Raw genomic sequence first — 13,159 nt, 5'->3', positions numbered from 1 at the left:
ATGTCAGTTTATAGAGCAACACCCGGCAGTTTAGCACTATACAAGATCAGACCCGCACTCGTTACACAGGTCAGTGACAAGATTGATATTGATTTGGGGGATGGTAAGGGCAAGCGAGTGCGCGCGAAAGATATTGTTATCCTCCACCCGGGCCCATTAAAACAGCTGGATGATCTGAGCAATGTAGCAGGGGATCTGGAGGAGGCTTGGGAACTCCTGAGTGGAGAACAGACTCATCTGGAAGAGCTTGCCTCGCTCATCTATGGTGATTTCACACCCGCTACCGCTTGGGCAACCTGGATGCTGGTGGCAGAAGGACTCTATTTTGAAGGGACGCCGGAGCTGATCCAGGTACGCAGTGCGGAGCAGGTACAAGCGGATCAGCAGGCAATACAGGCCAAGGAGGCTGCAGAACAGGCGTGGGAGACGTTCCTTAAGCGGTTAGAGCAGCAGGCCATTGAACCAGAGGACCGGGATCGACTGATTGAGGTTGAACAGTTAGCGCTGGGGCGTACGGACGGCAGCCGCATATTGCAGCGCCTGGGTCATCAGGAGACGCCGGTTAATGCCCACCGCATGCTGACGCAGGTAGGTTATTGGCCTGTCGAATATAATCCATTTCCATTGCGGCAGATGCTTACCTGGGATGATCCAGATCTGGATATCCCTTTACCCATTGATGAAACCCGTGCGGATTTGACCGACCTACAGGCCTACGCGATCGACGATGAAGGGAGTGAAGATCCGGATGACGCCTTATCACTGGACGGTGATCGTCTGTGGATTCATGTGGCTGATGTGGCATCGGTGGTCACACCTGACTCTCCGCTTGATCTTGAGGCACGGGCACGAGCGGCCAATCTGTATTTACCCGAAAGGATAGTGCATATGCTCCCGCCACGTATTACCGAACAACTCGCACTGGGGCTTCAGCCGATATCTCCGGCATTGTCTCTGGGCCTGCAAATTGATGAATCAGGCCAGGTTACGAATGTGCAGCTCTGTAGGAGCCGCATAAGGGTGACACGCCTGACTTATGCCGAGGTCAATGAGCGCATGCATGAAGCCCCCTTTGCTGCAATCAAAAAGATAACCGATCGTTTTAGGATCAGACGACAAGCGGATGGTGCGGCGAGTATAGATTTGCCGGAAGTCAGCGTCCGGGTGCGTGACGGCGAAGTGTTTATAAAACCTTTGGAACGCATAGCGAGTCGGGACATGGTGACCGAAGCGATGGTCATGGCGGGTGAGGCGATTGCAGGTTATGCGCTGGAACACAGCATACCTGTACCCTTTGCCACTCAGGCTGCACCGGATAAGCCGGAAACCCCCGAAGGCCCAGCGGCGATGTATGCCTATCGCAGAAAAATGAGACCCTCTCAATCCCGAACCCAGGAAGGGCCCCATTCTGGATTAGGACTCAACTGTTATAGCCGAACCACCAGTCCACTCAGACGCTATCTGGATCTGGTTGTGCATCAACAATTGCGTGCACATCTTGCGGGTGAAGCAACGTTATCAATCCAACAAATTAATGAACGTATTAGTGTCACAGAGCCGATTAATGGTGCGGTTCGCCGTACTGAGCGGCTCTCTAATATGCACTGGAAGCTCATCTATCTGAAACAGAATCCAGGATGGCAGGGTGAGGGCGTGGTGGTAGAGATGGCAGACAGCAAGGCCACCTTACTGATTCCGGAATTGGCCATGGAGACGCGCCTTCGACTGAAAGCGCCCGTTCCACTGGATACACGAGTGCAAATTGGTCTCCGCCAAGTGGATGTTGAAGATCAGACGGCCTGGTTTCGCCTCTTAGGATAAGCGGGTCTCCTTCTCGCATTTTTCGCGGCTACTCCCTATACTGGACCGCTCAACAATAACAATATCAGGCCGAAGTCGGAGAGCCAACATGTCGGGAGAAGAACAGGTCAAACACTCCGGTTCCTCAGTGGATACCGGGCCCTCTGAGGCGTTTATCGCCTACTGTAATGCCGAGTTTGATCGCAGGCGAAACAGCGACGAACCCTTCGATGAAGCCGCCTATCGCGAGGCCATGGAGCTTACCTTGCATAAGATTCGGGCACTCGAAGAGGAGGGTTACGCATGATTATTACCGATATCAGGGCGGAAAACTTCCTCAAATACAATCACCTGGAACTTTCCGATCTGCCCAGGGCTGGAATCATTGCTATTGATGGACCGAATGAGTCGGGGAAGAGCTCTATTGGTGAAGTGATCTGCTTTGCCCTGTTTGGCCGGACTTTTTCGCTCGGTAATGAGGGTTTGCAAAAATTAATTCGTTGGGGAGAATCCACCTGTCGTATTACCTTGCACTTTGTCATTAATGATCAGTCCCAGTACAAAATTACCCGGATGGTGGATCGGGATGGTAATCATGGCGTCCAGTTGGCCAGGGTAGGGGAGGAGACGAAACCGTTTGCCCGAGGTGTGGCTGAAGTTGATGAAGCGATCTATGATCTGTTGGGTTATGGGTACGATGAATTCATCGAGTCCTACTATCTCGCTCAGCGTGAGATCATCGCTCCACAGCCCCATAGCCAAGCCGTGAAGAGCATGGCCGGACTTTCCACCCTGGAATATGTGGCCTTCGAACATGAGCAGGAGATTGAACAGGAGCGGCAGGCCATTGCCGCAGTGCAGCGAGAGATCGATGGGGTTAGCGAAGCGCTGAATGAGCTGGACCTTGATCCTCGGGCCATGCTGCTATTGGAATCCGATCAGCAGGCCTTGCAGGCCAATGAAGCGCTTCTGCATGAGAAGGAGGATACGCTTGCGGAATCTTTCTCGGCCTATCGAGCGATGTTGCCGAAAAAGTTTGCCGCAAGAAAGGCGCAAGGACGGGCGCGTTTTTTCCGGTTTGTCTTCTTTATGGCGGGCCTCATTTCTGCAATCTCCTGGGGGTTGTTGGCGCGTCTACCGGAGAATGATTACAGTCAGAAGTTGGCTGCACAAATTACTGCTTATTTTCCTCAGTGGGGCGAACACTATCTTCCCTGGCTGTTATATGCCACGGCTCTTTTCGCAGTACTCTTTTTGCTATTCTGGATCAGGGTGGCGACCAAGCAGTCGAAGGTCTCCAATCTACTGACTCAGGGTGAGGTGCTGGCAGGGGCGATGGAGAGTGCTTTGCTACACCCTCAAGCTGAAAGCACTCTGGATCAAACCGAGTCATCTGATGAGCAGGCTCAATTACGGGAAATGCCCGATCGCATTCGTGCAGAATCAATCTCAATTAGTGAACTTGAACCAGCGGTTGAGCAGATTCTTGATGAGATGCAACAGGCGAAAGAGCACTTGCAGCAACAAGGTATTCGTTTGGGAATGGCCATCCAGAAAGAACGCGGACGCGTTGAGAAAGGCGATAAGCTGGATGAGATCAAGCTTGGCTTGATGGCTCAGGTAGCAGAGCATGATCGTCGCATTTGCCTGCGTGAACGCTCTCTTGAGTTACTGGCAGGTGCAACCCGCCATTTATCACAACGATTTAATCGTGATCTGGGTGATTCTGTCAGAAAGACGTTGCCTATCTTTACCGATAACAATTATGAACACCTGCAGATTGAGGATGACCTGACGGTTAGGGTCTTCTCAAGCCAGAAAAGAGATTTCATGGATCTTGAAGAGATATCCAGCGGAACCCAGCGACAAATTATGTTGGCCCTTCGATTGGCGCTCTCACAGGTTCTGATCAAAAGGACAGCGGGAGGCAAGCAGTTTGTATTTCTGGATGAGCCGTTCGCCTTTTTTGATCAGGAACGGACGCGTAATACCCTGAGAATGTTGCCAAAGCTTGATGAGTCGATCAGTCAGATCTGGATAGTGGCGCAAGATTTTCCGGAAGGTGAAGCATTTGATCTCTCACTAGCCTGTACAAAGCAACGCTCCGAATTGGTTGCCGCAGGTTAGTTGGATGATGGCGGTTATACTTTTTTGAATCTGGATTGTACGCATGGCAGATAATCAACCCTCCTGCGCCGTCTGTCGTTTCATGCGCAGTCTTGCCTTTAGTGCTATCGGCGGGGGTGTAGCGGGCTACGCCGCTCTCGCACTGGGATTGAGTAAGAACAACGCGATCGTTGCAGCATTTTTTGGGGCATTGGGACTGGTGGTACTGACGAGTAGAAAAAAACAATAACGCCCGTTGCTCATCCTATTGGATTGCGGATACCGGTATGGGATTGAGCACGCGCTTCAAATCTGCAGGTGAAATCGCAATCAGGTAGCCCCTTTTTCCGCCATTAATATAAATCTTGTCGAGTGCTAAGATACTCGCTTCACAGTAGACCGTCATCGTCTTCCGTGTGCCAAACGGTGACGTCCCACCTATCTGGTAACCGGAGTGACGATCCGCTACGACCGGTTTACAAGGGACGATGGATTTTACGCCAATACAGCGTGCGAGCGATTTGGTCGACACTTCGCAGTCGCCATGCATCAACACAATGAGGGGATTATTATTTTCATCTTCCATGATGAGTGTCTTAATCACCGTATGCTCATCAACGCCTAACTCCCTGGCTGAAACCCGGGTACCACCACCATCTTCGTAACGATATAGATGATCGGTGAACGGAACTTTATGCGTTCTTAACATGCGGATGGCAGGTGTAACCGGCGACTTACTCTTACTCATGGTGTGTAATGTTGTGAATCACTTAAATAACGCTATGATAAAAGAGTTGCCGCTGATCTCAAATAATCATGTCACCATGACTCTTTTGTCATTGTCCCGCTGATGCTCGAATTGCCAATTACCCCTCTTTTACCCGGGCTCGCTGAGGCACTTGAGACTCGTCACAAGGTGGTACTCGCCGCACCTCCTGGGTCCGGCAAGACCACGCTAGTGCCTTTGGCGCTGATTAAACAGTCCTGGCTTGAAGGCAAACAGATTCTGATGCTCGAACCCAGGCGGTTGGCGGCCCGTGCCGCTGCCCAGCGTATGGCTCAGCTCCTCAATGAGAAGGTCGGTGAACGCGTAGGGTATCAAGTAAGATTTGATCGTCAGGTCTCGTCTAAAACCCGTATTGAGGTGGTGACAGAGGGTATTTTGACGCGCCGACTTCAGGATGACCCTGAATTGGCTTCCATTGGCCTGATAATATTCGACGAGTTCCATGAGCGGAGTCTGCAAGCCGATCTGTCACTTGCGTTTACCCTGGATGTCATACAAAACCTGCGGGAAGATCTGCGCCTGCTGGTGATGTCTGCCACGCTCGATACGGATGCGGTATCAACCCTGTTAGGCGGTGCGCCTGTCATCACCGCCGAAGGGCAGAGCTTTCCGGTGGAGTGTCGCTATCTGGAAAGGGCGTCACAGCTGAATACAGATGATTTACTGGTAAGTGGTGTGCTCAGAGCGGTTCGTGAAACAGCCGGAGATATTCTTGTATTTCTCCCTGGCACAGGAGAGATTCGTCGTGCTGAAGCTGCTTTAAAACAGCAGTTACCGAATGATGTGAAGGTGCTGCCGCTGTATGGGGAGTTAAGTCGAGCAGAGCAGGATGCGGTGTTGACGCCACAACCCGACAGACGACGCATCATACTCTCCACCTCAATTGCTGAGACCAGTTTGACGATTGAGGGCGTCACGACGGTGGTGGATAGTGGCTGGTCACGACGCCCCCGGTTTGATCCGAATAGTGGGTTGACACGTCTTGAGACTATACGCGTCTCCAAGGCCTCTGCTACCCAGCGTGCGGGGCGTGCCGGAAGACAGGGGCCTGGTGTTTGCTACCGTCTCTGGAGTTTGGTCGAAGAGGGTAGACTACCGGCCTTTCATCCTCCTGAACTCATAGAGGCGGATTTGGCGCCGATGGTGTTGGAGCTGGCGCTCTGGGGTGTGAGCACTCCATCTGAGCTGCAGTGGCTCGATATGCCTCCTGCAGGTGCCTTCGCCCAGGCACAAGCGCTGCTTCAGCGATTGGATGCGTTGGATGTACAAAATCGCATCACAAAAGCGGGTCAGCATATGGTTGGGCTTGCCCTGCATCCACGGCTCGCCCACATGCTTTCGAGCGCTTCTGGCGAAAGAGCGTTGGCACTGGATCTGGCTGGATTGCTGAGTGAGCGGGACATTCTTAGGCGTGTGCCAGGAGAAATTCGTAGTATTGATATTGTGGAGCGCATTCAGCTTCTGATGAGCTGGCGTAAAAGTGGGCGGCAAGCTGCACATGCCAAGTTGCTTGATTTGCAGGCTTGTAAACAAGTGGATCGTGCGATCAGGCAATGGGGACGACGTCTACAACACAAACAGGCTAATGATGTGAAGTCTGCATTGGGAGTTGGAGGATTACTTGCACTGGCGTTTCCTGATCGGATTGCCAAACGTGCCTCGACTGCTGATAGTCGGTATCTGCTGGTTACCGGTCGTGCCGTACAATTACCTGAAGGTGATCCGCTTTCACGGCATGAGTATCTGGTTATAGCGGCCATGGATGCTGGAAAACGCGACGGTCGTGCTTATCTGGCTGCCCCGATTGCAGTTGATCAGATCAGAGAGACACAAGAGACGCATATACAAACCTGCTCTCGTGTAACCTGGGACCCTGCAAACAGGGCGGTTCTGGCACGAGAGGAAGAGCGGCTTGGGGCGGTCGTCCTGTCAGCCCGTTTGTTACCGGATCCGGAATTTACACTCACCTGCGAGGCAATGCTCAGTGGGATAAGACAAATGGGTATTGTGAGTTTGCCCTGGAGTGACGAAACGTTGCAGTGGCGCGAGCGGGTGGCCTCAGTGCGTGAATGGCTTCCGAATGACAAATGGCCTGATCTATCTGATGTGACCCTTCTGGACCAACTTGAAGCGTGGTTGGCGCCCTGGCTTAAGGGCGTAACAAGAGTGGATTATCTGAAAAAACTTGATCTCGGTGGAATACTGAAAAGTATGCTGAGTTGGGAGCAGCAGAAAAATCTGGATAAACTCGCCCCCACTCATCTCGACTTGCCCTGTGGGACCCGTAAAAGGATTGAGTACCATGCCGGTCAGCCACCCATTTTAGCGGTAAAACTGCAGGCGTTATTTGGTCTACAACAGACACCCACTCTCTGTAATGGCACTGTTCCGGTGATACTGCACCTGCTCTCCCCGGCGCAACGCCCGATTCAGGTCACACAAGATCTTGCTGGATTCTGGCAGCGTACCTATGCCGAAGTCAGGAAAGAGTTGAAAGGGCGATATCCCAAGCATTACTGGCCAGAAGATCCTTATACGGCCGTGCCTACATCACGTGTCCGTCCGAAAAATAAATAGCCATCGGTTGATACAAATCTTACGGCAATCAAGAAAATGTTGACTGTGTGACCTTTATTTGTGGCAACTGTGGCCGGAGTTGGCCGGCAAACTGTTGCCACTCTTCGCAAAAAACGGCGTGCCGTACAGGCCTCTCCTTAAACTATAATAATTTTATGGGAATATCATGCCTCTATTAGACGCTTCCTGATTAGAGTATGAGGAACTTGGTGTTGCTTTTAGTGCAAGTTGTAGCGTTGCTTTGTAGACTCTAAGTTAAGTTTGTTTGACAGCTTATTGATATGACTAAAGGATAATGTTTTTTTGCAATGTTGATGATCTTAGACAATAGGGATTGTCAGGTTGATATGTAACTATGCCATTGGTGAACTGCAGCCCAGATATCATAAAAGGATGCGTGAAAAGCCTGTTTTGTGATTAAGGTATAAGTAGTCACAGATACAAAATTCAAATAATACATGGCAACCTAAGTGGAGGCTTTAGGTTACTGAATCAGTAGATAGGCATAGGAATTGCCTGTTTGTTATGGGATTCCTTTACAAGGCCAGCCAAATTTTAATAAGTAGTGATGGGTAACAATGCCGGAGAAGGCTGACGTTGTGTGTTTGGGATTTCCCCTGTTTTTCTTTTCATCGATTAGGAGTGGGAGAAATGAAGCAGCAAATGAAATTGGCAAAAAACACTGGATTAGCACATGTCGATCTGGAGTTTGACTCAGAATACCACGCCGTATGGGCAAAACTGCGATACCCCGATAGGCCTTGCATCAGCAATGGACTCATCAATGATCTGCAACAAGTTCAATCATTAATTTCATCCATTGCAAAGAAAGGCCATGAATCTGAGGACCCTGAACGGCTGCGTTATCAGATACTCTGTTCTACTCAGCCGGGTGTGTTTTGTCTGGGGGGGGATCTGGATCTTTTTATAAAACTCATACGAGTAAAAGATAGGGTGAGACTGGCCGATTATGCCAAGGATTGCATTGATATCCTTTACGCATCCATAACCGGTTATGACCTGCCTTTCACCACTATTGCTTTGGTTCAGGGAGAGACTTTAGGCGGTGGATTTGAAGCAGCCCTTGCAGCCAATGTGTTGATTGCGGAGCGCAGTGCAAAGTTTGGCTTTCCAGAGACGGTCTTTGGCATGTTTCCCGGTATGGGCGCTTTCAGTTTTCTGGCGCGGAGAATTGCGCCAGCCATGGCGAAGCGCATCATTTCCAGCGGTAAAGTCTATACGGCAGATGAATTGTTTGATCTCGGTGTTATTGATCAGGTGGTTGATGATGGAAAAGGTGTCGCTGCTGTGCGTGAGTTCATACGTCACCAGCATGTCAGGAGTACCGGTTTTGAAGGGCTTGAAAAGGTGATGGAACAGTTTAATCCACTCTCTTACAAAGAGTTGATGGATGTGGTCAATATCTGGGTAGATACGGCGATGAAGCTGTCTGACAAAAATCTACGATTGATGGAGTATCTGGTGAATGCGCAGAATAAACGCTGGTCATCTTCCAGGGAATCAATGGATGTTCGGCATCAGGTACAGAGCGCGTGAGATTGTCATCTGTTTGTTTTAAACCGATTAGGCTTAAACCATTATCCGGGGGTTTTTAAAGAGTATTGATAATGCTTCTATGCCCTGATTAAAGGCGGATTTGATACTGTCGACCTGCGACATTCCAAGGTCCGCAAGTTGGGTGTTTGACAGGCGCTCTGCTGCAAGGGCTTGTGCGTGGAGTTGAATCATGCCGAGATTGGCGGCTGAGCCTTTCAATGCATGGGCGTGCGCATTGAAATTGTCGGGATTGTTGGCGATTACGGCTGCCGACATCTCTTCGATTAAATGTGCACCATCCTGTTTCATTTTATTTAATAATTTGATCAGGAACGCTTGATTAGGAGCAAGAGAGATCAGCTCATCAATGGTTGCTTGATTGAGGATTGTTTGATCAGGATCGGCACGATCAGAGGGATGCAGCTCTTCAATACGCTTTTCTTCAGTACGGTTGTTAACTGATGAATGGATGACTTGATAAAGCCTCTTTGCCGATACGGGTTTGGTTAGAAACCATTTAATTCCCGCCTCTTCGCAAGCTCTTCTGCTCTCTACCGTAGCGTTTGCCGTGAGTATGATGAAGGGGATCTTGTTGTCAGGGTGCGCAAACTGAAAGATCTTAAAGGCCTCAAGGCCACCTAATTGCGGCATCTGCATGTCGGCAATAACGAGATCGTAGTGTCGGGTCTCCAGTGCATCCAGTAATTCTTGTCCATCCTCTACTTGCTGATATTTGTGTCCCGCTTGATCCAGCATTCGCCCAAGTACCAGGCGATTAATGGCATTATCCTCAGCCATGAGTATTTCAAGTGTTTGATGCTGTTCATTGGTATCTACCACAAGGTCGTTTTCATCGCTACTGTTATGAGCAGTGTGATCCACAACATGAGAAGCGTGCAGTATATTGAAAAGATGGATCTTGTCTGCAGGATTACTTAACGTATGAATGTGCTGACGAATTGCCGTGGGCAAGGCTGCTGTGTTGTCATCTGTGTCGGGTGAAATTAATAGAATGACCGTTTCATGATATGTGTTGTCCTTCAGTAGCTCCTCAATAAGGGTTGCCACCTGTGAACAGTAGGGCAGGCAATCAATCAATAGTAAATGAAATGGATTGGCTTTCCGCGAGGCCAACTTTAGCCGTGCTAAGGCCTCACTCGGATCCGTTACATCGTCCAGTTGTACGCCCCATCCATAGAGTGCATGAGAGGCGATGCTCTGTTCAGTCTCATGCGTTTGAGCAAGCCTCAACACGCGACATTGCTGCATCAGTTGCATCTCAGTATCAGATACGATCTTATCCTGTGGCTCAAGTGTTAGCTCAAACCAGAAGGTACTGCCATGACCGAGCATGCTCTCTATACCAATCTTACCGCCCATTAATTCAACCAGCTGCTTTGCTATGGTTGTACCTAAGCCCGTTCCACCAAAACGCCTGGTTGTACTTCCATCTGCCTGGGTAAACTTTTCAAATATTTTGGCCTGAATTTCTTCAGGAATACCAATGCCCGTATCTGTAACTTCGACACGAATTGATACGCCATCACTTCTGCTCTCGTGTTTCGTGCAGCGCAGTTCTATGTGACCCGTCTCAGTAAATTTAATGGCGTTACCGACCAGATTAATCAATACCTGGCGCAGATGCAGTGGGTCACCTATCAGTCTGAAGGGGATGTCAGGATCAATAAAACTATAGAGCTTAACTTTTCTGGAATTCACCTGAGTTGATAGCATCTTTATGGTGCTGTTAATCAATGCATAAAAATCAAACGGGGTATGCTCAATTTCCAGTTTTCCTGCTTCGATTTTTGAAATATCAAGTATGTCTTCGATCAGGCGTAACAGGGTATGACCAGATGTATAGATAGTATCAACATACTCGCGATCGACTGGATTGAGCTGACTGTTTTTTAGTAGCTCGCCTGTACCAATAATGCCATTGAGTGGTGTACGTATTTCATGGCTCATGCGAGCAAGAAATTCACTCTTGGCATGATTGGCGGCTTCTGCGCGTCGGCGTTCAAAATGGATTCTTTTTGTCAGCTTGGCGGCATAACCCGGCAAAATGATAAGTGATATAAGCAGGCCAATACCAAGCGGTAAATTTTGTTGCCAGTAAGGAGTGACAAGGATAACGGTACTAAAACCGATAACAGAGAGTATGCCGGATAATAAGAGGTATTTTTCACCATAGCGAAAACCATTTCCAAAGGTGATCCAAAGATAGACCGCATACCAGGGTGCGCCAAGCTCACCTGTCAGGGCGAGACCAAAGCTGAATGCTGAAACATCCGCAAAAATACCTATCACACGACGTAAAGGTGATTTGTCTGGCCATATTAGAATGGCAATGAACAGGGTAGATGAGAGGATGATAAACAGCGAAATAAATGTCAGGATAAAGTACCAGTCCCCATCAACTGCGTTAGCAGATGGACCGGAGGCCAACACATAGACAAAAAGCACGACTTGTATAATGATTCTGACAGCCGCTTGTTCATGTTCACTATCAGGGCGACTACGCAGAATATGGGCGAGTTCGCAGAACTTCTTTTCGATAAGCGTGAATATGGAAATAGGATTGCTATTCATATTTGAGTGATGTTACAGTGGATTTGGATGTCACTGATAGGCAATCCAGTCTAATTCGAAATATAAACGGAAGCATATATCATGAGTTCAGACATTGAAACTATAGTAAAAACCGCGATTGCCAACCAGAAAATGATTGATGCAGACTCCATCACACTGGAGACCTCACTGCAGGATCTGGGCGTGACATCACTGGACGCCATAACCATTGTCTATGAAGTGGAAGAGATCTGCGATATTGAAGTGCCAAATGATGAGCTGGAAAACCTTCGGACCGTGCAAGATATCGTAAATGGCGTCAGGATATTGTTGGATAATAAGACAGCGGTATGAGTAATCGCGTTGTTATTACCGGACTTGGGTCAATATCTGCCCTGGGATTGAATAGCGAAGCTTTTTGGCAGGCAATAAAAACAGGGCAGAGTGGTATCGATATTTTGCAAGGATTTGCCCCAGGCGCACTGAAAATGGCGCTGGGAGCACAGGTCAAAGGATTTGAACCGGCCACCTTCTTTGCGCAGAAAGATCTTCCGTTACTCGATCGCTACAGTCAGTTCGCTTTGATCGCTGCCAGGGAATCTGTCGTGGATGCCGGCCTGGATGCAGAAGCGCTGACACAGGCGGCTGCCGTCATTGGTACAGGTTGCGGCGGAAAAGAGACCGATGAGATGACCTATGATCATCTCTATAAACAACAAAAAAACCGTGCCCATCCCTTCACCATCCCAAGAGGAATGCCAAGTGCTGCTGCCAGTCAGGTAAGTATGCAGTTGGGTATTCAGGGACCTGTATTCACTGTTTCAAGTGCCTGTTCATCTGCCAATCATGCGATAGCCCAGGCCGCACTGATGATACGTTCCGGTATTGTCGATGTGGCCGTTGCAGGCGGCACGGATGCACCTTTTACATTTGGTCTTATTAAGTCTTGGGAAGCACTCCGCGTGATCTCTTCTGATAACTGCAGACCTTTCTCTCAGGATAGAAGCGGACTCGTGTTAGGCGAGGGCGCGGGCATGGTGGTACTGGAATCAGAAGCGCATGCGAAAAAACGTTCAGCGCGTATCTATGCAAGATTAGCGGGCTCGGGTATGTCCTCTGATGCCGGCCACATAACAGATCCCTCAGCCCAGGGTGCCGCGCGCGCGATTACTGCCGCACTACTGGATGCAGAGATTGATTATCAGGATGTGGATTATGTGAATGCCCACGGTACCGGTACACAGGCCAACGACCGAACTGAAACAGAAGCACTGCATCTTGTCTTTAAATCGCACGCCGACAAGTTGATAATCTCCTCCACCAAGTCAATGCATGGGCACGCATTGGGTGCCTCCGGTGGATTGGAGTTTATCGCCACGGTATTAGCTATACAGGATAGTGTTGTACCGCCCACTATAAATTTCACAGGCCCAGGGGAGGGGTGTGATCTTGACTATGTTCCCAATAACGCACGTGAGCATAAGGTTAACACCGCTATATCCAACTCATTTGCCTTTGGTGGCTTAAACGCTGTGCAGGTTATTACCCGGTTTTAGATCCGTAGGGTGGGCACGCCGTGTGTGCCCACGCGGTAATTATGGAGCATGCACGTGGGCACAAAAAACGTGCCCACCCTACCTAGCTAAGGGTGTGGATTATGACCCGGAACTGAATCCGGTAATAGCAAACTAAACAAAAGAGGTAGTCTTATCTTAACGATTGCGAAGTAAGCTGTGTAATGGCAAACAGGTCGAACCGGCG

At 49.4% G+C, this 13,159-nt stretch carries 10 protein-coding genes; 8 read left to right on the top strand and 2 right to left on the bottom strand.

Features of this window, described 5'->3' with window-relative positions:
* The 4 genes from FHP88_RS02225 (at position 1) to FHP88_RS02210 (ending at position 4,156) form a co-directional block, all read left to right on the top strand.
* Positions 1 to 1,821 carry a ribonuclease catalytic domain-containing protein gene (locus tag FHP88_RS02225; RefSeq protein ID WP_144357363.1) on the top strand — a complete coding sequence of 607 codons (1,821 nt, stop codon included), beginning with the start codon at positions 1 to 3 and terminating at the stop codon, positions 1,819 to 1,821.
* An 88-nt stretch (positions 1,822 to 1,909) separates the two neighbouring features.
* Positions 1,910 to 2,107: a nodulation protein E gene (locus FHP88_RS02220; protein WP_144357362.1), complete on the top strand. Its 198-nt coding sequence runs from the start codon at positions 1,910 to 1,912 to the stop codon at positions 2,105 to 2,107.
* The gene (locus FHP88_RS02215; RefSeq protein WP_144357361.1) at positions 2,104 to 3,927 is read left to right on the top strand and encodes an AAA family ATPase; all 1,824 of its coding nucleotides are present in this window, start codon (positions 2,104 to 2,106) and stop codon (positions 3,925 to 3,927) included. Before FHP88_RS02220 ends, FHP88_RS02215 begins: the two co-directional genes overlap by 4 nt.
* A 43-nt stretch (positions 3,928 to 3,970) precedes the next feature.
* Positions 3,971 to 4,156 carry a hypothetical protein gene (locus FHP88_RS02210; RefSeq protein ID WP_144357360.1) on the top strand — a complete coding sequence of 62 codons (186 nt, stop codon included), beginning with the start codon at positions 3,971 to 3,973 and terminating at the stop codon, positions 4,154 to 4,156.
* Between the two features lie 15 nt (positions 4,157 to 4,171).
* On the opposite strand, the gene FHP88_RS02205 is transcribed toward FHP88_RS02210, so the two are convergent.
* The gene (locus FHP88_RS02205) at positions 4,172 to 4,654 is read right to left on the bottom strand and encodes an aminoacyl-tRNA deacylase (protein ID WP_144357359.1); all 483 of its coding nucleotides are present in this window, start codon (positions 4,652 to 4,654) and stop codon (positions 4,172 to 4,174) included.
* 102 nt (positions 4,655 to 4,756) lie between these two features.
* On the opposite strand from FHP88_RS02205, the gene hrpB reads away from it, so the two are divergent.
* Together hrpB and FHP88_RS02195 are read left to right on the top strand one after the other, a co-directional pair.
* The gene (gene hrpB, locus FHP88_RS02200) at positions 4,757 to 7,270 is read left to right on the top strand and encodes an ATP-dependent helicase HrpB (RefSeq protein WP_144357358.1); all 2,514 of its coding nucleotides are present in this window, start codon (positions 4,757 to 4,759) and stop codon (positions 7,268 to 7,270) included.
* 651 nt (positions 7,271 to 7,921) lie between these two features.
* Complete coding sequence (locus FHP88_RS02195) at positions 7,922 to 8,827, top strand: crotonase/enoyl-CoA hydratase family protein (protein ID WP_144357357.1); 906 nt, start codon at positions 7,922 to 7,924, stop codon at positions 8,825 to 8,827.
* 33 nt (positions 8,828 to 8,860) lie between these two features.
* On the opposite strand, the gene FHP88_RS02190 is transcribed toward FHP88_RS02195, so the two are convergent.
* The gene (locus tag FHP88_RS02190) at positions 8,861 to 11,419 is read right to left on the bottom strand and encodes an ATP-binding protein (protein ID WP_144357356.1); all 2,559 of its coding nucleotides are present in this window, start codon (positions 11,417 to 11,419) and stop codon (positions 8,861 to 8,863) included.
* Positions 11,420 to 11,500: 81 nt separating this feature from the next.
* Between FHP88_RS02190 and FHP88_RS02185 the strand changes: the two genes are divergently transcribed.
* Both FHP88_RS02185 and FHP88_RS02180 read left to right on the top strand, forming a co-directional pair.
* On the top strand, positions 11,501 to 11,752 hold the full coding sequence (locus FHP88_RS02185) for an acyl carrier protein (protein WP_144357355.1): 252 nt from the start codon (positions 11,501 to 11,503) through the stop codon (positions 11,750 to 11,752).
* Positions 11,749 to 12,954 carry a beta-ketoacyl-[acyl-carrier-protein] synthase family protein gene (locus FHP88_RS02180; protein ID WP_144357354.1) on the top strand — a complete coding sequence of 402 codons (1,206 nt, stop codon included), beginning with the start codon at positions 11,749 to 11,751 and terminating at the stop codon, positions 12,952 to 12,954. The genes FHP88_RS02185 and FHP88_RS02180 overlap by 4 nt, the downstream gene beginning before the upstream one ends.
* Positions 12,955 to 13,159 lie beyond the last annotated feature (205 nt).

Source organism: Sedimenticola selenatireducens (assembly GCF_007625115.1).
In the GTDB taxonomy this organism is placed as follows: Bacteria; Pseudomonadota; Gammaproteobacteria; order Chromatiales; family Chromatiaceae; genus Sedimenticola; species Sedimenticola selenatireducens_A.
Note: the sequence above shows the minus strand (reverse complement) of the source record. Positions and strands in the feature narration are given on the sequence as shown.

Bases quoted from the DNA above. Each gene is read 5' to 3' on its own strand.
- FHP88_RS02225 (WP_144357363.1), top strand. From the start codon at position 1: ATGTCAGTTTATAGAGCAACACCCGGCAGTTTAGCACTATACAAGATC.
- FHP88_RS02220 (WP_144357362.1), top strand. From the start codon at position 1,910: ATGTCGGGAGAAGAACAGGTCAAACACTCCGGTTCCTCAGTGGATACC.
- FHP88_RS02215 (WP_144357361.1), top strand. From the start codon at position 2,104: ATGATTATTACCGATATCAGGGCGGAAAACTTCCTCAAATACAATCAC.
- FHP88_RS02210 (WP_144357360.1), top strand. From the start codon at position 3,971: ATGGCAGATAATCAACCCTCCTGCGCCGTCTGTCGTTTCATGCGCAGT.
- FHP88_RS02205 (WP_144357359.1), bottom strand. From the start codon at position 4,654: ATGAGTAAGAGTAAGTCGCCGGTTACACCTGCCATCCGCATGTTAAGA.
- hrpB (WP_144357358.1), top strand. From the start codon at position 4,757: ATGCTCGAATTGCCAATTACCCCTCTTTTACCCGGGCTCGCTGAGGCA.
- FHP88_RS02195 (WP_144357357.1), top strand. From the start codon at position 7,922: ATGAAGCAGCAAATGAAATTGGCAAAAAACACTGGATTAGCACATGTC.
- FHP88_RS02190 (WP_144357356.1), bottom strand. From the start codon at position 11,419: ATGAATAGCAATCCTATTTCCATATTCACGCTTATCGAAAAGAAGTTC.
- FHP88_RS02185 (WP_144357355.1), top strand. From the start codon at position 11,501: ATGAGTTCAGACATTGAAACTATAGTAAAAACCGCGATTGCCAACCAG.
- FHP88_RS02180 (WP_144357354.1), top strand. From the start codon at position 11,749: ATGAGTAATCGCGTTGTTATTACCGGACTTGGGTCAATATCTGCCCTG.